Origin of the sequence: Mycobacterium sp. (assembly GCF_035274705.1) — a bacterium.
Classification (GTDB): Bacteria; Actinomycetota; Actinomycetes; order Mycobacteriales; family Mycobacteriaceae; genus Mycobacterium.
This window is the reverse complement of record NZ_DATENY010000087.1, coordinates 61,007-79,566: the sequence shown is the minus strand read 5'-3', so window position 1 is coordinate 79,566 and position 18,560 is coordinate 61,007. Positions and strand designations below refer to the sequence as shown.

The window sequence follows — 18,560 nt, the reverse complement described above, 5'->3', positions numbered from 1 at the left end:
CGGCTGCCGGTGTCCCTTGGGCGCCTGCGGGTAGTGGTGTTCCCTGGCTGCCTGCCGGAAGCGGCGTGCCCTGACTCCCTGTCGGCAGAGGTGCTCCGGGCACCGTCTCGGTGGACGCCGGCAGGGGCGCGCCTGGCGCAGGAGTCGTAGCGGACGCCGCAGGAGCAGGCGTGGCTCCGGGAGCAGGCGTGGCTCCGGGCGCAGGCGTGGCTCCGGGCGCCGCGGGAACAGGTGTCGCGGGCGTCGCCGCCGGGGCAGCTGTGCTCTGACCCGACGACGGGTACTGCGTCGGCTGGGTTGCCGTCCGGGGAGCGGGCGGCGGCTGGACCCACAGGAGCTGATCTTGACCGCCGGCGTTGTAGACAACGCTGTCAGGGGTGTCGCCCGTGACGTCGAAATAGACCTTGCCCGTTGTCTTTTCGCCCTGAGTCAGCGTGGCGGGGTTGATGCCTTGCGGGGTCGCCGCCCCGAACAACACGCGATACGTCTGGCCACTACGAGCACGGGCATTCAGGTTGGAAACGATTGGGGTCACCGAGCCGGAGATTGCCTCGTCGGTTGCCGTAGCTTCCCACAGCGTTCCATTTACCGCGTATGGGATCGTGTCAGAGCTGGGCTTGAGGTTGCTGACGGTCCAACCCTGAACGATGACACCGTTATTCACGGTGCCCTGCTGCCCTAGCGAGTTGACTTGCGGATCCTCGGCGGCCGCGATCGGTGCGCCGAGGAGGCCGGCGGCGGCGGCTGTTGCCAATACGGTGGTGGTCGTGGTGATCTTCAAGGTGGCGCGCTCCTGAGTCGTCTGACTGGCGGCATCCCCGGAGGGATGATCACTTCACAGGAAAGCTAGCAGGTCGAGCAACGTCGCAAAAGCATTGCCTCAGGCCGAAACTAATTGACGGCAACCGAGAAAACCGGCCGCTTGAAGCGGAATACCGCTAGCCCCAGCGAATCTCGAACCGGACGTCTAGAGTGCGCCGTGCGGCATAATCGGCAGGGCCGACGTTCGACGGCAAATCGAAAGCGCTACTGAAAGTGCGGGCCTTCGCGCTAGGCGGGAACCAATTCGACGCCAGCCAGCGCAACTGCATCATCGCGCTCCGGGGCGGTGACCACTGCCAAGAAGCCGTCGCCTTCCTTCCAGATGCTCGCCTTCAGCGTCTCGCCGGGAAACACGACGCCTGCGAATCGGGCGCCGTAGCTTGCGACCCGCGCGGTGTCACCGTCGAGCAGCGTGTCGACCATCGCCTTACACGTCATGCCATAGGTGCACAGCCCGTGCAGGATTGGCTTGGGAAATCCTGCGGCAGCGGCGAATTCGGGATCAGAATGCAGCGGGTTGCGGTCGCCGCACATCCGGTAGAGCAGCGCCTGTTGCGTCGAAACCGGGATGGCCACTTCGAAGTCGGGGGCGCGCTGCGGCGGCTCCGACGACGTGGACGGACCCCGCTCACCGCCGAAGCCGCCTTCACCTCGAGCGAAGATGGACCGCTTCTGCGTCCACAGCAGAGTGCCGTCGGGCGTAGTGACCGTCGTCTCCGACCAGATCACCGCGGCCTTGCCCTTGTCCCAGATGTCGGTGAAGCGGGTCACCGCCCTACCGGTGCCCGACGCCGGAATCGGACCGGGCACCGTCACCGCCTCGCTCGCGTGAAGCACCTTCGAAAGCTCAATGTCGATGCCGGGGAACTTCACCGTCGGCGCTTCGGTCATGTGAAAGCTTTGCGCCACATTGCCGAACGTCGGTAGCACCTGCGGGGTGTCGTCCACCAGATACCGCAGCTCCCGAGGATCCATCGGGTCCATACCCGCGCCCACGCTGAGGTGGTACAGCTGGATATCGCTACTGGTCCAAGAGAATTCGGCCGCAGGAAGCTCGGCGCCAAGCGCCTCATCCAGGTTGATAGGCATTAGTTCTTCCCCGCAATATGAAGCGCCGCCAGGTATCCGAACGTCATTGCCGGGCCGATCGTCCCGCCTGGCCCGGGGTAGGTGTGTCCCATCACCGGTGCGCTGACGTTGCCCGCAGCGTACAGGCCTTCGATGAGGGAACCGTCGTCGCGCAGTGCGCGGCCATGCACGTCGGTGCGGATGCCGCCCTTGGTGCCGAGGTCGCCCGGCACCATCTTGGCCGCGTAGTACGGCGGATGGCTGATCTCGCCGAGATTCGGGTTCGGCTTGTTGGTCGGGTCGCCGTAATAGCGGTCATAGGCGCTCTCGCCGCGGTGAAAGTCCTCGTCGGTGCCCGACCGTGCGAAGCCGTTGAAGCGATCGACCGTTGCGGTCAGCTCGTCGATCGGCAGACCGGCTTTGGTCGCCAACTCCTCCAACGTATCGGCCTTGACGATGACTCCCGACTCCAGCCACTTGTTCGGAATACGTTGCCCCGGCTGCAACCCCGCGAAAATGAAGCGGTCCCGGTACTGCTGGTCGAACACCAGCCACGCCGGAATGTTCTCGCCGGGGCCGGGCCCCTGCCCGAATTCGCCGCCGTACATGCGGTGGCACGCTTCGACATACGGCATCGACTCGTTCATGAATCGCTTGCCGGCCATGTTCACGATGATGGAACCGGGGGAGTTGCGCTCGGACAGTGCAAACCACGGCGCCCCGACCAGTGGCACCGTCGGGCCCCACCAGGCGTCCTCCATGATGTCGAGCGCGGCACCCAGCTTCTCGGCCGCGAGGATGCCGTCACCGGTGTTGGCCTTGGCGCCGACCGTCCACTCGGTGGTGATCGGCGCACGCTGATACTTCACCCGCATCTGCTCGTTGTGCTCGAAGCCGCCGGAACCCAGGATCACTCCTCGGCGCGCCCGGATCAGCTCCGGCTCAGCGGATTCCGGGGCGTTGGTGTCGCGTACGTAGATTCCGCGGACGACACCGTCCTCGAGGTAGAGGTCGGTCAACGCGGCGTTCAGCCGGACCGGCACACCCGCCTTCTGCAGACCGATACGCAGTGGGGCGATCAACGCGCGGCCCATACCGACGAGGTTCTTGCCCGTGGCCTTGGCCCACATCGTGCGAACGCCGACTTTCAGGCTGCGCAGTATGCCGCGGGGATGACGTTTGAGCTGATTAAGACGAACGTAATCCTGTTGCATCACAACAACATTGAGAGGAACCTTGCCGTATGGCGGTTCAAGGCCGGGCAGGTCGGCCCCAAGTTTGCGGGCGTTGAACGGCTTCGGCTCGATCGAACGGCCGCCGGGCCGCCCGCCTGGGGTTTCGGGGTAGTAGTCGGAGTAGCCGGGGACCCAGCACATCTTCAGCGGCGAGTTCTTCAGCACGAACGACAACATCTCTGGGCCGCGGACAAGATAGGTGTCGATGCGCTCCGGCTCGACGACGTCGCCGATGATCGTGTGCAGGTACTTGCGGGCGGCCTCGGGAGTGTCGGTGACGCCGTCGCGCTTGAGGACCTCGTTGTTCGGAATCCATACGCCGCCACCTGACCGCGCAGTGGAACCTCCATAGTGCGCAGCCTTCTCGACGACTACTGTGGATAGTCCCTGGTGGGCCGCGGTGAGGGCGGCGACCATGCCGGCGGCGCCGCTTCCCACCACGACGACGTCGTACTCCTGACCCGTCATGTAGAACACGTTATAGAATTGCCCGGCCGACCCACAACCGCGCCGGTCGACGAAACGAGGGGACTTCGCATTAATGCTCAGTGTCCAGGTGCGTGAACAGCTGGCTGCCGACCTCGCTCAGGCCGAGCGCAGCCGGGTCCCGATTTCCCCGTTGACCGACGCAAACCCCGATATCGACGTGGTCGATGCCTACGAGATCCAGCTGACCAACATCCGGCAGCGGGTCGCAGAGGGGGCCCGCGTGGTGGGACACAAGGTGGGTCTGTCGTCCGAGGCGATGCAGAAGATGATGAACGTGGGCGAACCGGACTACGGACACTTGCTCGACGAGATGCAGGTGTATGAAGACCGCCCCGTCCAGTCGGCCAATTACCTGTATCCGCGAGTCGAGGTCGAGGTCGGCTTCATCCTGGCCGACGACCTACCCGGCGGGGGCTGCACCGAAGACGACGTGCTGGCGGCGACGGCCGCGTTCGCCCCTTCCATCGAGCTGATCGACACCAGGATCACCGATTGGAAGATCAAGCTGTGCGACACCATCGCCGATAACGCGTCATCGGCCGGATGGGTGCTGGGCGAGGCGCGGGTGTCGCCCAAGGACATCGACATCAAATCCATCGACGCGGTGCTGACAAATAACGGTGAGGTTGTTGCCAAGGGCCGCAGCGATGCAGTGCTCGGTAATCCGGTCACGGCGGTGGCCTGGCTGGCCCGCAAGGTCGAAGGATTTGGGGTGCGACTGAAGGCCGGCGACATCGTGCTGCCGGGCTCGTGCACACGTGCGATAGATGCACTTCCGGGCAGCAATTTCGTTGCCGACTTCGCCGGGTTAGGTTCTGTACGACTGAGTTTCGAATAGCGAGGAACGCATATGCCTCAGAAGGCCTCGGTGGCGATCGTCGGGTCGGGCAACATCAGCACCGACCTGCTGTACAAGTTGTTGCGCTCGGAGTGGTTGGAGCCGCGGTGGATGGTCGGCATCGACCCGGCCTCCGAAGGCCTGGCCCGCGCGCGCAAGCTCGGCCTGGAAACCAGCCACGAGGGTGTCGACTGGCTGCTCGGTCTCGATGAAAAGCCCGACCTGCTGTTCGAGGCGACGAGCGCCTACGTGCACAAGGACGCGGCGCCGCGCTACGCCGAGGCCGGTATCCGGGCCATCGACCTCACGCCGGCGGCCGTCGGCCCGGCGGTGATCCCCCCGGCGAACCTGCGTGAGCACCTGGACGCCCCGAACGTCAACATGATCACCTGCGGCGGACAGGCCACCATCCCGATCGTCTACGCCGTCAATCGCGCGCTTGTCGATAAAGGAGGGGTGCCGTATGCGGAGATCGTCGCCTCCGTCGCGTCCGCGTCTGCGGGCCCCGGTACGCGCGCCAATATCGACGAGTTCACCAAGACCACGAGCAAAGGTGTGGAAACGATCGGCGGCGCCAAGCGCGGCAAGGCGATCATCATCCTCAACCCCGCCGATCCGCCGATGATCATGCGCGACACCATTTTCTGCGCCATCCCGGAGGACGCCGACCGCGACGCGATCGCGCAGTCCATCAAGGACGTCGTCGCCGAGGTGCAGACCTACGTGCCCGGCTACCGGCTGCTCAACGAGCCACAGTTCGACGACCCGTCGATGAACTCCGGCGGGCACGCCGTGGTGACCACCTTTGTCGAGGTCGAGGGTGCAGGGGACTACTTGCCGCCATATGCGGGCAACCTGGACATCATGACCGCCGCGGCGGCCAAAGTGGGCGAGGAAATCGCCAAGCAATCGCTCGCGCTAGCCGAAGGAGCGCAGGCATGAGCGCCGATATCTTCTTCAACCCGGTGTGGGACATCCGCATCACCGATACCTCATTGCGTGACGGCAGCCACCACAAGCGTCATCAGTTCACCAAAGACGAAGTCCACGCGATCGTCGCGGCACTGGACACCGCCGGGGTGCCGGTCATCGAGGTCACCCACGGCGACGGCCTCGGTGGGTCGAGCTTCAACTACGGCTTCTCCAAGACCCCTGAGCAGGAGCTGATCAAACTGGCGGCCGACACCGCCAAAGAGGCCAAGATCGCCTTCCTGATGTTGCCCGGCGTCGGCACCAAGGAGGACATCAAGGAAGCCCAGAACAACGGCGGCTCGATCTGCCGGATCGCCACCCACTGCACCGAGGCCGACGTGTCGATCCAGCACTTCGGGTTGGCCCGGGAACTCGGCCTGGAAACGGTCGGGTTCCTGATGATGAGCCACACCATCGCGCCGGAGAAGCTGGCCAAGCAGGCACGGATCATGGCCGACGCGGGCTGCCAGTGCGTCTACGTCGTCGACTCCGCCGGGGCGCTGGTGCTCGAGGGCGTCGCGGACCGTGTCTCGGCATTGGTGGCCGAACTTGGTGACGACGCCCAGGTCGGGTTCCACGGACACGAAAACCTCGGTCTCGGCGTGGCCAACTCGGTCGAGGCTGTGCGCGCGGGTGCCAAGCAAATCGACGGCTCGTGCCGGCGGTTCGGGGCCGGCGCCGGCAACGCGCCGGTGGAGGCGCTGATCGGAGTGTTCGACAAGATCGGCGTCAAGACCGGCATCGACTTCTTCGACATTGCCGATGCCGCCGAAGACGTCGTCGCCCCGGCCATGCCCGCTGAGTGCCTGCTGGACCGTAATGCACTGATCATGGGCTATTCCGGGGTGTATTCGAGCTTCCTCAAACACGCCATTCGCCAGTCCGAGCGCTACGGGGTGCCCGCGCACGAGCTGCTGCACCGGGCCGGTCAGCGCAAGCTGATCGGCGGCCAGGAGGACCAGCTCATCGACATCGCGCTCGAGATCAAGCGCGAGCGGGACACCGCGCCGGCTGGCTAAGTAACGCTGCGGCCGGATCTGCGAAAACCACAGGGAACCGTCATGACCGAAGGAGCCCCTGTGAAATTTCGTACCGGAGTGTGTGCCACAGCCGTGATCGGCGCCACCTCATGTGCGGCCCTGCTCATCCCTTCTGCGAGCGCGGACCCCGCTGCCACCGACTGCAACGCGAGCACCCTCGCGAAGACGGTCAGTGCGGTGACGGGTTCACTCTCGGACTACTTCGCCGCACACCCCGACGTCAACCAGGCACTCATCGACATCACCCGCCAGCCCGCATACGTGGCGATCGGGCAGTTCGACGGTTACTTCGGCGATCATCCGCAGGAAGCCGACGAGCTGCGGGTCATCCAGCAGCCCTTGACCGACTACAAGAACCGCTGCGGCATGGAGGTGTCGCCGACCGACGCCCTCACCGTGCTCGCCGAGGTCTGACGGTCAGCTGATCTAAGCAAAAGTTCTGGGCGGCTGATTTGTGCCGCCTGCCCTGCGACGACGCCGTCGGCGCCCGCGCAGCGGAGCCGGGCAGGTGTTTAGTGCCCCCCGCTTTCGGGTTAGGCCTCGGGACGCGACAACTGATCGCAAACCGAAGGAGTGATTCGATGCACATGTCCGAAACGACCGTGCGACGCGGCCTGTACGGCATGTTCGCCGGAGGCCTTCTGGCTTTTGGATCGGCGGCCATCGTCATGCCGGCCGCCAACGCCACACCCGATTCGTGCGCGCAAAGCAGGATCGCAACCACCGCGAGTTCGGTGTCGGCGTCCACCGCGGTCTACCTCGCGGCGCATCCTCAGCAGGTGGAGAACGAGCTGAAGGCGATCAACCAGCCCGTCACCGACCTGTCGAGTTAGTGCGGCATTCAGGTGACGCCGACGCCGATCTCGGAGGCACTGCAGGCGACCTAGTCGCTTGACCACGGGCAAGATGGTGCGGTGACCGCTACCCCGACCGATCGCAGGCGGCGTATCGGGTCGATGGAGGTCTTGCTCGCCTCGCTCATCGCGCTGGCCTTGTCGGCCGGCGCGATGAGTGCGTTTGTGGCCGGCAATGCCGACCTCAGCGTGGCCGCGACGGTGTTCTGCGGCGTCTTCGTCCAGGCGTTGCCGTTCCTTGTGCTCGGCGTCGTCGTGAGCGGACTGATCGCCGCGTTCGTTTCGGCAGATCAGCTGGCGCGGTGGCTGCCCCGCCGCCCTGCCGTCGCCGTTGCGGTCGCCGGTGTGGGCGGTGCCGCGTTGCCGGGGTGCGAGTGCGGGTCAGTGCCGGTGGCGCGCCGGCTCTTCGGAGAAGGGCGCTCGGGTGCCGCGGCGCTGACGTTCATGCTGTCCGCGCCCGCGATCAACCCCGTCGTGCTGGTGGCGTCCGCCGTGGCGTTTCCCGGGCAGCCGGCGATGGTGCTGGCCCGCTGTGTGGGCTCGCTGATCACCGCGGTGGCGATGGGCCTGCTGTGGCTGCGCTGGGGCCGGGCCGAATGGGTGACCCGACGACTGCCCACGCCGCACGATGCAGATGCCTCCCGCTGGGCCGTCTTCACCGAGGCGGCCAGGCACGACTTCCTGCAGGCCGGGTCCTATCTGGTGCTGGGCGCCGCGGCGGCAGCCACCCTGCGGGTGGTGGTGCCCGCATGGGTCTTCGAAAAACTCGCCGGCCACCTCGTCCTCGGCGTGCTCACGATGGCGTTGTTCGCCGTTGTGCTGGCGCTGTGTTCGGAGGCCGACGCGTTCGTGGCTGCAAGCCTGACGATGCTGCCGCTGTTGCCCCGGCTGGTGTTCCTCGTGGTGGGTCCGGCCGTCGACGTCAAACTGTCCGCGATGCAGGCCGGCTTGTTCGGCCGTCCGTTCGCGGTCCGTTTCGGGCCTGCGACGTTCGTCGTCGCCACGCTCGTCGCGACGCTGGTCGGCCTGGCGTTCCTCGGCGGTGCGCGATGAGCCGCGGCACCCAGAACGCGCTGCTGCTGCTCGTCGGGCTGAGCGTCGTGGTGATGGTCGTCAAGGGTTCCTACTTGCATTACGTGAAGCCGTCGCTGCTGCCGTGGCTAATCGCCGCCGCCGTCGTCCTGGTCGTGCTCGCGGTGGCCGCGATCGTGGGCGATCTCCGCCATCCGCCCGACGGCGACGGCCATCACCATCGACCGTGGCTGGTGTGGCTGCTGCTGGCGCCGATCGCGCTGACCACCTTCGTCGTGCCACCGCCACTCGGCGCGCATGGCGCCGCCCCGGCGCAGGTGGCCGAACCCACGCGACGCGCATGGCCACCGCTGCCCGCAGGACGGGCCCCGACGGTTTCGATCCCCGATGTGCTCATGCGGGCCGCCACCGACTCTGCCAACTCGCTCGACGGCCGGCTGATCACGATCACCGGCTTCACGCTGAAGTACCCGGGCAGCACGGATCTGGGCCGCGTCGTGATCGTCTGCTGCGCCGCGGACGCGCAGCTGGCCCGCATCCGCCTGTCGGGTCCGGCGGCCGCTGAGGTGGCCGGCTACCCGGAGGACACCTGGCTGCAGGTCGAGGGCCAGGTCGTGCCGGGAACGTCGACGGCTTCGACCAACTACATCCCGACGATGGCCGTATCGCATGTGACGCCGATCCCCAAGCCCGCAAACACCTACAGCTACTAATGCCGTCCGAAGTGCCAAAAAGTTCGCTATTGACGTAAAACAGAAACACGTTCTAGTTTCTAGGGGTGTACTCAGACCCCCTGGCTGACGCGATCGCTGAAGCCGAGAAACTCGTCGCCGCCGCCCCCCATATCGAAACCGAAGCCGATCTCCTCGAGGGCCTGCAGTATCTGGCCGGCTGCATCGCGGCGTGCACGCATGTGGCTTTCGACTACGACCGCGACCACCCGTTCCTGCACAGCGGCACCGGACCGTTCACCAAGATGGCGCTGGACAATCCCGACACGCTGTACTTCGGGACTCGTGTGCACGCAGACCATGACTACGCCGTCGACGGCAAGCGAGGCACCACCACCGACCTGAGCTTTCAGCTTCTCGGCGGCGAGTACACCGACACCGAGGTGCCCGACAGTGAGAACGCGTTCGACGATCGCCAGCTCGACATCGCCGCGGACGGCACCTTCGAGTGGCGGTTCCGGCCGAAGAAACCGTCGCAGTTGGTGATTCGCGAGGTCTACAACGACTGGTCGGCTCAGCGTGGCAGCATCGCCATCAAACGGCTGGACACCGCCGGCACCGCACCGCCGCCGCTGACTCGTGAGACCATCGAAAAGCGCTACGCCACAGCCGGAAAGCAATTGGTGCAACGCGTCAAGACCTGGTTGCAGTTCCCCCAGTGGTTCTACTTGAACATCCCGGTGAACACGATGGTCGCACCGCGGCTCACTCCTGGTGGCCTGGCCACCCAGTACTCGTCGGCCGGACACTACGAGCTGACCGAGGATCAGGCGCTGATCATCACGCTACCGGTGACCGACGCACCGTACCTCGGCTTCCAGCTCGGCAGCCTGTGGTACATCTCGCTGGACTATATCAACCATCAGACGTCACTGAACGGCACTCAGGCACAAGCGGATCCGGACGGCAAGATCCGCATAGTGGTCACCGACCGCAACCCCGGCATCACCAACTGGGTGGAGACTCTCGGCCACTCGAAGGGCTTCCTGCAGTTTCGCTGGCAGCGGGTGTCGCGTGAGCTCAGCGAGGCCGACGGCCCGACCGTCGAGCTGGTCGATTTCGACAAGATCCCAGCGGCGCTGCCGTATTACGAACAGAACAAGATTTCGGACGACGACTGGCGCGCGCGAATCACCGAGCGGCAGATACAAATTGGACACAGGATGGTGGGATAGCGCATGCCCGGCTTGCTCGAGAACAAGGTTGTCGTGATCAGCGGCGTGGGCCCCGCCCTGGGCACCACGCTCGCACGGCGATGTGCCGACGCGGGAGCGGATTTGGTACTGGCCGCCCGGACCGTCGAACGCCTCGACGACGTCGCCAAGCAGATCACCGACATGGGCAGGCGGGCGGTGGCGGTCGGCACCGACATCACTGACGACGAACAGGTCAACAACCTCGTCGAGGCCTCCCTGGCGGCCTACGGCAAGGTCGACGTGCTGATCAACAACGCGTTCCGCGTGCCATCCATGAAACCGTTGGCCAACACCACGTTTCAGCACATCCGGGACGCCATCGAACTGACTGTCCTCGGCGCCTTGCGGTTGACCCAGGGCTTCACGCCGGCGCTGGCCGAGGCGAAGGGGTCGGTGGTCAACGTCAACTCGATGGTGGTGCGCCACTCCCAGGCCAAGTACGGCGCGTACAAGATGGCAAAGTCGGCGTTGCTGGCGATGTCTCAGTCGCTGGCCACCGAGCTCGGCGAGCAGGGCATCCGCGTGAATTCTGTTGTGCCCGGTTATATCTGGGGCGACACGTTGAAGAGCTATTTCAACCACCAAGCAGGCAAGTACGGCACCACAGTCGACGAGATCTACAAGGCCACCGCGGCGGCGTCCGACCTCAAGCGTCTGCCCACCGAAGAGGAAGTGGCATCGGCGATCTTGTTCATGGCCAGCGATCTGTCCAGCGGCATCACCGGACAGACGCTGGACGTCAACTGCGGGGAGTACAAAGCCTGATGAGCACGCGAAGGCGGGCGCGAGTGAGGATCGCAGTGAGGAACGAGCGAGGACCGGGGCGAGTGGGAGTCGAGCCATGAGCCCCCGCACCGACGTCGGCTCGGTAGAGGATCTGCACGCGTCTGCGACGAAGGCATGCGGGCTCGACGACTTCGGCACCGACGACGACAATTACCGCGAAGCGCTTGGTGTGCTTCTGGACTCGTATGCGCGTGAGGCGGGTTTCACCGAGCTGGGCAGCAAGATGTCGCGGTTCTTCCTCCGCAACGCGCTGGTGGCGCGGCTGTTGAGCGAGGCTTCATGGAAGCGGTATCCGCAGCATGCGGATGTAAAGATCGAGCGCCCGATCTTCGTGACGGGACTGCCCCGCACCGGGACCACGGCCCTGCATCGGCTTCTGGCCACCGATCCGCGGCATCAGGGGCTTGAGCTATGGCTCGCGGAGTTCCCGCAGCCGCGGCCGCCGCGCGAAACCTGGTCGGACAACCCGGTTTTCCAGCAGCTCGATGCGCAGTTCTCCAAGGCACACGAGGAGAACCCGGACTACACCGGCCTGCATTTCATGACCGCCGACGAGGTGGAGGAGTGCTGGCAGCTGCTGCGCCAGTCGCTGCATTCGGTGTCATACGAGACCCTGGCGCACGTCCCCACATATGCGCATTGGCTGGCCAAGCAGGACTGGACGAAGCCGTATCAGCGGCACCGCCGCAACCTTCAGCTGATCGGGTTGGACGACGCCGACAAGCGGTGGGTGCTGAAGAATCCGAGTCACCTCTTCGCTTTGGACGCGCTGTTCAAGACGTATCCCGATGCATTGGTGATCCAATGCCACCGGCCGGCCGAGACGATCATGGCGTCGATGTGCTCGCTCGCTCAGCATACGACCGAAGGCTGGTCGGACACATTTGTTGGCGAGACGATCGGCCAGGATTCGTTGGAGACGTGGTCACGCGGTCTGGAGCTGTTCAATGCTGAACGGGCCAAACATGATTCGTCGCAGTTCTACGACATGGACTACTTCGACTTCATCGCCGATCCGGTGCGTGAGGCCGAGGCGATCTACCGCCATTTCGGCATCGAGGTCACCGACGACGCCCGCGTGGCGATGGAGGAGAGCCATGCCGAGAGTAAGCAGGGGCCGCGGGCGCCCAAGCACACCTACTCGCTGGCCGACTATGGTCTGACGGCCGAGCAGGTCCGGGAGCGCTTCGAGGGTCTGTAGCCTTCTGCTGTGGCAGATACGACACGACGGCGTGTACTGGTGGCAGGTGCGGCCTTGATGGGCGCCGCAGCAATACATCGCGCACCGTCTGCGTTGGCTGAGCCGACAGATTCCGCCGAATCGGATCCGCGTGTGCAGGGGCGCCTCGGCGAACTGGAACGCGCGCACAACGCCGTCATCGGGGCGCACTGCGTGGATTTCGACACAGGTCGCAACATCAACTACCGCGACGCCGAATTGTTCGCGGTCTGCTCGACTTTCAAGACCTACGCTGCGGCATCCGTCCTCCAGAAGACACAGTGGGGCCAACTGCGGCTGGACGACGAGGTGCAGATCGACCCCGCGGCGCTGGTCGAGAACTCTCCGGTGACTCAGGCCCATGCCGGGGGAACCCTGCCGCTGGCGGAGTTGTGCCGGGCCGCACTGCAGCAGAGCGACAACACCGCCGGAAACCTTTTGCTGCAGGCCATCGGCGGACCGCCGGCCATTGCGGATTTCGCCCACCAGGTCGGAGATGACGCGACGCGGCTCGATCGCTGGGAGACCGAACTGAACTCGGCGGTGCCAGGCGATCCGCGCGACACGAGCACACCGCACATGATTGGTCGCGGGTACCGAAACCTGCTCACCACAGACATATTGGCGCCGCCGCTGCGCCAGCAGTTGGAAGACTGGATGCGCGGCAATGTCACCTCAAGCATGCGGCCCGGGTTGCCTGCCGGTTGGACGTGCGCGGACAAGACCGGCTCCGGCGACTACGGAAGCACCAACGACATCGGCATGGTCTACGGACCCGACGGCAGGCGCGTCATCTTGTCGGTCATGACACGATCACAGCTACCAAATCCGAAGGCCCCCAACGTCCGATCGCTGGTCGCCGAGGTTGCGAGATTCGCGGTGCCGTACGTGATCGGGGTCGACTGACGACTATGGCGAGTGCAGGGCCGCCGAGGCGATGGCTGGCCACGCCATGTCGATGATGGAGTTCACGGTGTCTTCGTCGATGGCGTCTTCGGTGTAGAGCGCGTGTGCGTGCAACGGAGCGATCATGAGTTGCATCGCGACTGGGTAGTTGACCCCGCTGCGGATTTCACCGCGCCGCTCTGCGCGCTCAAACATCAGTTTCACTCGTTCAAATCTGATCCGCCAGAACTCTGCACGCACATCACCTGCGCCCCAACCTCTGCCATCGACCACCAATAGCCGCATCAGTAGTCGCCCGGTGCTATCGGTGAGGAAGCGCGCGACCGAGTGGGTGAAGGTCGTCAAATCCTCACGGAAGGAACCGGTATCGGGGATGGAGATGATCGCCTCATAATGCGCACTGAGGGCACGTACCGCCAATTCCTCTTTATCGCCCCAACGGTCGTGGATCGTCATTGGGTCAAGGCCGGCGATCGTGGCGACGTCCTCGACGGTGAAGGCGTTCATCCCCCGTCTCCGGATGGACTCCACGATGGCAACCACCACGGAGGCGGGCAGCTCATCGGGCATCCTCGTACGCTCCTCGCCGAAGTGCGCCCGTGCACGAAGCCGGATGGGTACGCCGAAATCGTACTCGCGCCACAACACGGCTTCCAGCGGATACATTATTGGGCGGGGCGTCAATTACTGGTAGCCGAGACTCGGCGGACCGGCTCTGTGGGAACGGGAGTGCGATGCCGGATAAGCAGGGGGAGTCTGATTCGGCCGCGGGCAGGCGGGGACGTCCGCGCAGCGAGCAGTCGCACCTGGCGGTGTTGCGAGCCACATCCGAACTGCTGCACGAGGTCGGATTGCGGGCGATGACGACCGAGGAGATCGCCGCGCGCAGCGGCGTCAGCAAGGCAACGATCTACAAGTGGTGGCCCAACAAGTACGCCGTCGCCGTCGAAGCCTTCCTCACCGAGATGATGGCCGATTGGCGTGATCCCCAGACTGGTTCGGCTACAGAGGATCTGCGTCTTGTGCTACGCGGCTTGGTCAGCTTCTATACCGGAGACAACGGCCGGGTGTTCTCCGAATTGATCGGCGAGGCACAGTTTGACTCGACGGTGCGCACAGAACTACACAAGCACCTGATGCTCGCGCACCGCGACCTGATAAAAACGGTGTGGGCACGTGGAATCGCCGCGGCCCAGTTTCGCGCCGACGTCGATCCTGACGACGCGATCGACGTGCTGATCGGGCCGCTGCTCTACCGACGCCTTCTCGGTCACCCGCACCTGGACGACACCGCCGCCGACACCCTCGTCGAGGTCACCCTGCTCGGGCTGTCCGCCAAGAACTGAGCATGGCGACAGTCCGCGCGGGCGGGGCACTGTAACTCTTTCAGCGGTAGATGGTGTGATTTTCAGCAAATTGACATGAAAACTATTCAGCGCTCGTCCGTTCGGCCGACAGTACGCGCGCAAACGGGCGCGTGCGTCGTATGGATTCGTATCCGTCCGTCGCTGCTTTCGTCTCTGTGAGATTGCTGTAGCCCTAGCGGAACCGATAGTACGGGTGTTCATATAGCGAAACGATGCAAGTGAACCGCTGCTAATCTCCAAAGAGACATTTCAGAAACGCTTCGTTTAGATATTGCCACACAATTGACGGGTGTGTTAGCCTGCCGTCGCGGTGGGTCTCCGGAGTCATGCCCCGGGCGGCGGAGTCCATGGTTTTTCGTGACGTAAAGCAATGCGTTTGCGGTGATCGCAGCAAAGCATTGTGGAGCTCAGTGAGGCGGCAGGCAACCGGTCTACACACACGCACCGAAGGGCACTGACATCGACATCAACACGATTACCGACGTCGTCCGCCAGCCACCGGAACGACCAGGGACCCTTTGGCGCGACGGCGACGCATGGCTCGCGGGCGGAACGTGGTTGTTCTCTGAACAGCAGCCCGAGGTACGCCGATTGGTCGACCTCGTTCCCCTTGGCTGGCAGCCGCTGAGCGCCACCGATGCCGGCTTGACGATCGGCGCGACGTGCACGGTCGCCGAACTTTACGCATTCGACCCGCCCGACTGGGCCGCCGGCTCCCTGCTGAAGACGAGTTGTGAGGCGTTCCTGGCATCGTTCAAGGTGTGGAACTCGGCGACGGTCGGCGGCAATATCTGTATGTCCTTGCCTGCGGGGCCGATGATCACCATGACAGTCGCGCTCGAAGCCGCATACACGCTTTGGGCGCCTGACGGATCCGAACGCACCGTGGACGCAGGCGTTTTCGTGACCGGCAATCATCAGAACATCCTGGAACCGGGCGAGGTGCTGCGACAGATCGACATTCCCCTCAGCGCCCTGCGCAAGCGCTACGCCCATCGCCGCTTCACGCTGACCAAACTCGGCCGGTCGACGATCTTCATGATCGCCACCCAATCACCGGACGCGGCCGACATGCTGCTGACGATCACGGCGGCGACGACGCATCCGATCCGCTTGGCGTTCGACTCACTGCCCGACGCCGATGTGCTGCAAGAGCACATCGATGCGTTGCCCGAGGAGATCTGGTTCGACGACGCGAACGGATCGCCCGACCATCGCCGTCACCTAGCCAAGCACTATGCCGAAGAAATCCGCGGGGAACTGGGAGACTGGCGATGACATACACCGTCAACGGGGAATCATTCGACCAGGAACCGCGTCCCGGGCAGTGTCTGCGCACCTTCGTGCGTTCCCTGGGTTGGCATGGTGTCAAAAAGGGGTGCGACGCAGGCGATTGCGGCGCCTGCACCGTGTGGCTCGACGGTCGGCCGGTGAATAGCTGCATCACACCGGCGTTCCGTGCCGAGGGCCGTGAAGTCACCACGATCGAGGGTCTGGGCACGCCGGATGACCTGCACCCGCTGCAGCGGCAGTTCCGCGACGCCCCCGGCTTTCAGTGCGGCTTCTGTACCGCGGGGATGATCATGACAGCGGCCGCGTTCACCGACGAGCAGAAGCAGGACCTGCCCCGGGCGCTGAAGGGAAACCTGTGCCGCTGCACGGGTTATCGCGCCATCGAGGATGCGATCAATGGCGTCGCCGGCATCGAGCAGGCGCTGCCAGGTCGAGCCGTCGGCACCAGTGTGGGGGCGCCGGCGGGCACTGACGTCGTCACCGGCCGCGCGGAGTTCACCATGGACGCCGAGATGGAAGGAATGCTGCATCTGAAAGTGCTGCACTCCCCCCACGCACACGCGCGTATCACCTCCATCGACAAGTCGGCCGCGCTGGCGGTACCCGGCGTCCATCGCGTCTACACGTGGGAAGACGTCCCGCGCAAGCTCTTCACGACCGCCATCCACACCGACCATCTGGTCGATCCTGACGACACCTACATTCTCGACAACGTCGTGCGATTCGTCGGCCAGCGAGTGGTTGCCGTGCTTGCCGATTCGGTCGGCGCCGCCGAAGAGGGCTGTCGCAAGGTCGTCGTCGAATACGAGCCGCTGCGTGCCGTTTTCGATCCCGAAGAGGCGATGGCCGACGGGGCTCCGCAACTGCATGGATACGACGACCCATTCGTCCACGACCCTGTCCGCAATATCCTGCTCGAGCTGCACGGCGAAATCGGCGACGTGGAACGAGGATTCGCCGAGGCCGACGTGATCCACGAAGGTACCTACTTCTCGCCACGCGTCCAGCACGCACATCTGGAAACGCATGGGTCGATCGCTTGGATGGAGGACGGCCGGCTCAACATACGTACCAGTTCCCAATCGCCGTCGATCGCCAAGGTGAAACTGGCATACCTCTTCAACCTTCGCCCCGACCAGCTGCGGGTGTTCTGCAAGCGCGTCGGTGGAGGATTCGGCGGCAAGCAGGAGGTGATCTCTGAGGATCTGGTCGCATTGGCCAGCTTGGATACCGGTCGCCCGGTGTGCCTCGAGTACACGAGGGAAGAAGAGTTCACCACGGCGTCGCCACGACATCCGATGAAGGTCACCGTCAAGCTGGGCGCCCGCGCAGACGGCACGCTGACCGCCTTCCACTTCCGCAACATCTCCAACACCGGGGCCTACGGAAATCACGGTGGAGAGACGCTGTTCGCCGGTGGGGCGGCCATCGCGATATACCGCTGTCCAAACAAGAAATTCGACGGGTACGCCGTGTACACCAATAACGTGCCCAGTGGGGCCTTGCGCGGGTACGGCATGACCCAACCTGCGTTCGCCGTGGAGTCGGCGATGGATGAGCTGGCCATCGCGCTCGACATCGATCCGCTTGAGCTGCGGCGCCGCAACATCGTCCGGCCAGGCGACGCGTTGCTCGCCATCGACGACCGGCCCGACGATGTCGCCTTCACCGAAGACGGTCTCGGTAAGTGCATCGACTTGGTCGACGCGGCGCTACGTCGCGACGGTGGGGCGCACGATCTCGGCGACGATTGGCTGATCGGTACCGGTGTCGCGAGTTCACTGCATGAAACGGCACCTCCGACCGAACACATCTCGGAATGCTGGGCGACGCTGCGCGACGATGGCATCTACGAAATCGCGGTCGGCACAGTCGAATTCGGTGAAGGAACCTCTACCGCTCACGTACAGATCGCAGCCACCCAGCTCGGCACCACACCGGCACGCATACACCTCGTGCAGTCCGATACCGACCGCACCGGGTTCGACACCGGAGCCTTCGCCAGCGCGGGACTTTTCGTGGCCGGCAACGCCGTGCAGCGAGCCTCCACCGCGTTGCGCGACTGGATCCTGGAAGTCGCGGCGGCGCATACGAACGTCGCCATGGCCGACTGCTGGATGGATGACGACGGGGTGGTGTGCGGGGACAAGCGGCTTTCGCTGCTCGAACTCCTCGAGATCGCCAGGGCCCGGGGCAACCGATTCACCGTGGCGCGCAAGGCATACGGGTCACCACGCAGCGTCACATCCAACACCCACGGTTTCCGTGTCGCGGTTCACCGCGTCACCGGCGAGGTCCGCATTCTCTACAGCGTGCAGGCCACCGACGCCGGTGTCGTGATCAACCCCGCACAGGTGCGGGGACAGGTGGAAGGCGGTGTGACGCAGGGTTTGGGCTTCGCGATGACGGAGAACTTCCACGTCGACGCGAACGGCGTGATGATGAACCCGAACCTGCGCAACTACAAGATCCCCACCTACGCCGATGCTCCGCGCACCGAGGTACTCCTGGTCGATTCCAGCGACTCGGTCGGTCCGATGCGCGCCAAAGGCATGGCGGAATGCTGTATCAACCCGGTCGCGCCGGCACTGGCCAACGCCGTCGCCAACGCGACAGGCGTGCGCTACCGTTCGCTACCCCTGTCGCCTGAACGCATCTACAGCCGGCTCGCGGACAGCCGGCTGGTTCCGACGAGCTGACTTCGAGAAGACT

The 18,560-nt window shown here is 64.7% G+C and carries 18 protein-coding genes; 14 read left to right on the top strand and 4 right to left on the bottom strand.

The annotated features are described in order from the left end of the window. The 3 genes from VJV41_RS18725 to kstD all read right to left on the bottom strand — a co-directional run. Window positions 1-781 (bottom strand): MPT63 family protein (locus VJV41_RS18725; RefSeq protein WP_325336355.1); only part of this gene is annotated, 781 nt, incomplete at its 3' end. A gap of 269 nt (window positions 782-1,050) precedes the next feature. Continuing rightward, entirely contained in the window at window positions 1,051-1,911 is an 861-nt protein-coding gene (locus VJV41_RS18720) for a MaoC family dehydratase (protein ID WP_325336354.1), read from the bottom strand. Continuing rightward, on the bottom strand, window positions 1,911-3,593 hold the full coding sequence (kstD, locus tag VJV41_RS18715) for a 3-oxosteroid 1-dehydrogenase (protein WP_325336352.1): 1,683 nt from the start codon (window positions 3,591-3,593) through the stop codon (window positions 1,911-1,913). The genes VJV41_RS18720 and kstD overlap by 1 nt, the downstream gene beginning before the upstream one ends. Before the next feature lie 73 nt (window positions 3,594-3,666). On the opposite strand from kstD, the gene VJV41_RS18710 reads away from it, so the two are divergent. From VJV41_RS18710 to bla, 11 genes are all read left to right on the top strand, one after another. After that, window positions 3,667-4,452 (top strand): 2-keto-4-pentenoate hydratase, encoded by a 786-nt coding sequence (locus VJV41_RS18710; RefSeq protein ID WP_325336350.1) that lies wholly within the window; start codon window positions 3,667-3,669, stop codon window positions 4,450-4,452. Between the two features lie 12 nt (window positions 4,453-4,464). Then, complete coding sequence (locus tag VJV41_RS18705) at window positions 4,465-5,394, top strand: acetaldehyde dehydrogenase (acetylating) (RefSeq protein ID WP_325336348.1); 930 nt, start codon at window positions 4,465-4,467, stop codon at window positions 5,392-5,394. Continuing rightward, window positions 5,391-6,443 carry a 4-hydroxy-2-oxovalerate aldolase gene (gene dmpG / locus VJV41_RS18700; RefSeq protein ID WP_325336346.1) on the top strand — a complete coding sequence of 351 codons (1,053 nt, stop codon included), beginning with the start codon at window positions 5,391-5,393 and terminating at the stop codon, window positions 6,441-6,443. Before VJV41_RS18705 ends, dmpG begins: the two co-directional genes overlap by 4 nt. 60 nt (window positions 6,444-6,503) lie before the next feature. After that, the gene (locus VJV41_RS18695; protein WP_325336344.1) at window positions 6,504-6,878 is read left to right on the top strand and encodes a heme-binding protein; all 375 of its coding nucleotides are present in this window, start codon (window positions 6,504-6,506) and stop codon (window positions 6,876-6,878) included. A gap of 167 nt (window positions 6,879-7,045) precedes the next feature. Then, on the top strand, window positions 7,046-7,297 hold the full coding sequence (locus VJV41_RS18690; protein WP_325336342.1) for a hypothetical protein: 252 nt from the start codon (window positions 7,046-7,048) through the stop codon (window positions 7,295-7,297). A 123-nt stretch (window positions 7,298-7,420) separates the two neighbouring features. Next, window positions 7,421-8,371, top strand: a complete 951-nt coding sequence (locus VJV41_RS18685) for a permease (protein ID WP_414684994.1) — start codon at window positions 7,421-7,423, stop codon at window positions 8,369-8,371. Then, window positions 8,368-9,063 carry a TIGR03943 family putative permease subunit gene (locus tag VJV41_RS18680; RefSeq protein WP_325336340.1) on the top strand — a complete coding sequence of 232 codons (696 nt, stop codon included), beginning with the start codon at window positions 8,368-8,370 and terminating at the stop codon, window positions 9,061-9,063. Before VJV41_RS18685 ends, VJV41_RS18680 begins: the two co-directional genes overlap by 4 nt. A gap of 65 nt (window positions 9,064-9,128) precedes the next feature. After that, window positions 9,129-10,256, top strand: coding sequence for a hypothetical protein (locus tag VJV41_RS18675; RefSeq protein WP_325336338.1), 1,128 nt, complete (start codon window positions 9,129-9,131; stop codon window positions 10,254-10,256). A gap of 3 nt (window positions 10,257-10,259) precedes the next feature. Beyond that, on the top strand, window positions 10,260-11,042 hold the full coding sequence (locus tag VJV41_RS18670; RefSeq protein WP_325336336.1) for an SDR family oxidoreductase: 783 nt from the start codon (window positions 10,260-10,262) through the stop codon (window positions 11,040-11,042). A 76-nt stretch (window positions 11,043-11,118) separates the two neighbouring features. Next, complete coding sequence (locus tag VJV41_RS18665) at window positions 11,119-12,264, top strand: sulfotransferase (protein WP_325336333.1); 1,146 nt, start codon at window positions 11,119-11,121, stop codon at window positions 12,262-12,264. Window positions 12,265-12,273: 9 nt separating this feature from the next. Then, on the top strand, window positions 12,274-13,188 hold the full coding sequence (gene bla / locus VJV41_RS18660; protein ID WP_325336331.1) for a class A beta-lactamase: 915 nt from the start codon (window positions 12,274-12,276) through the stop codon (window positions 13,186-13,188). Window positions 13,189-13,191: 3 nt separating this feature from the next. Here the strand turns inward: bla and VJV41_RS18655 are convergent, their stop codons facing one another. Continuing rightward, window positions 13,192-13,758 carry a TetR/AcrR family transcriptional regulator gene (locus tag VJV41_RS18655; protein WP_325336329.1) on the bottom strand — a complete coding sequence of 189 codons (567 nt, stop codon included), beginning with the start codon at window positions 13,756-13,758 and terminating at the stop codon, window positions 13,192-13,194. A 164-nt stretch (window positions 13,759-13,922) separates the two neighbouring features. Between VJV41_RS18655 and VJV41_RS18650 the strand changes: the two genes are divergently transcribed. The 3 genes from VJV41_RS18650 (at window position 13,923) to VJV41_RS18640 (ending at window position 18,547) form a co-directional block, all read left to right on the top strand. Next, window positions 13,923-14,534: a TetR/AcrR family transcriptional regulator gene (locus tag VJV41_RS18650; protein WP_325336327.1), complete on the top strand. Its 612-nt coding sequence runs from the start codon at window positions 13,923-13,925 to the stop codon at window positions 14,532-14,534. Window positions 14,535-15,014: 480 nt separating this feature from the next. Then, window positions 15,015-15,833, top strand: a complete 819-nt coding sequence (locus tag VJV41_RS18645) for an FAD binding domain-containing protein (RefSeq protein ID WP_325336365.1) — start codon at window positions 15,015-15,017, stop codon at window positions 15,831-15,833. Continuing rightward, complete coding sequence (locus tag VJV41_RS18640) at window positions 15,830-18,547, top strand: molybdopterin-dependent oxidoreductase (protein WP_325336325.1); 2,718 nt, start codon at window positions 15,830-15,832, stop codon at window positions 18,545-18,547. The genes VJV41_RS18645 and VJV41_RS18640 overlap by 4 nt, the downstream gene beginning before the upstream one ends. The last annotated feature ends 13 nt before the right edge of the window (window positions 18,548-18,560 follow it).

Coding starts and splice junctions, on each gene's coding strand:
- VJV41_RS18710 (WP_325336350.1), top strand. CDS start 3,667: ATGCTCAGTGTCCAGGTGCGTGAACAGCTGGCTGCCGACCTCGCTCAG.
- dmpG (WP_325336346.1), top strand. CDS start 5,391: ATGAGCGCCGATATCTTCTTCAACCCGGTGTGGGACATCCGCATCACC.
- VJV41_RS18720 (WP_325336354.1), bottom strand. CDS start 1,911: ATGCCTATCAACCTGGATGAGGCGCTTGGCGCCGAGCTTCCTGCGGCC.
- VJV41_RS18705 (WP_325336348.1), top strand. CDS start 4,465: ATGCCTCAGAAGGCCTCGGTGGCGATCGTCGGGTCGGGCAACATCAGC.
- VJV41_RS18655 (WP_325336329.1), bottom strand. CDS start 13,758: ATGCCCGATGAGCTGCCCGCCTCCGTGGTGGTTGCCATCGTGGAGTCC.
- kstD (WP_325336352.1), bottom strand. CDS start 3,593: ATGACGGGTCAGGAGTACGACGTCGTCGTGGTGGGAAGCGGCGCCGCC.
- VJV41_RS18665 (WP_325336333.1), top strand. CDS start 11,119: ATGAGCCCCCGCACCGACGTCGGCTCGGTAGAGGATCTGCACGCGTCT.
- VJV41_RS18640 (WP_325336325.1), top strand. CDS start 15,830: ATGACATACACCGTCAACGGGGAATCATTCGACCAGGAACCGCGTCCC.
- VJV41_RS18650 (WP_325336327.1), top strand. CDS start 13,923: ATGCCGGATAAGCAGGGGGAGTCTGATTCGGCCGCGGGCAGGCGGGGA.
- VJV41_RS18670 (WP_325336336.1), top strand. CDS start 10,260: ATGCCCGGCTTGCTCGAGAACAAGGTTGTCGTGATCAGCGGCGTGGGC.
- VJV41_RS18685 (WP_414684994.1), top strand. CDS start 7,421: ATGGAGGTCTTGCTCGCCTCGCTCATCGCGCTGGCCTTGTCGGCCGGC.
- VJV41_RS18680 (WP_325336340.1), top strand. CDS start 8,368: ATGAGCCGCGGCACCCAGAACGCGCTGCTGCTGCTCGTCGGGCTGAGC.
- VJV41_RS18690 (WP_325336342.1), top strand. CDS start 7,046: ATGCACATGTCCGAAACGACCGTGCGACGCGGCCTGTACGGCATGTTC.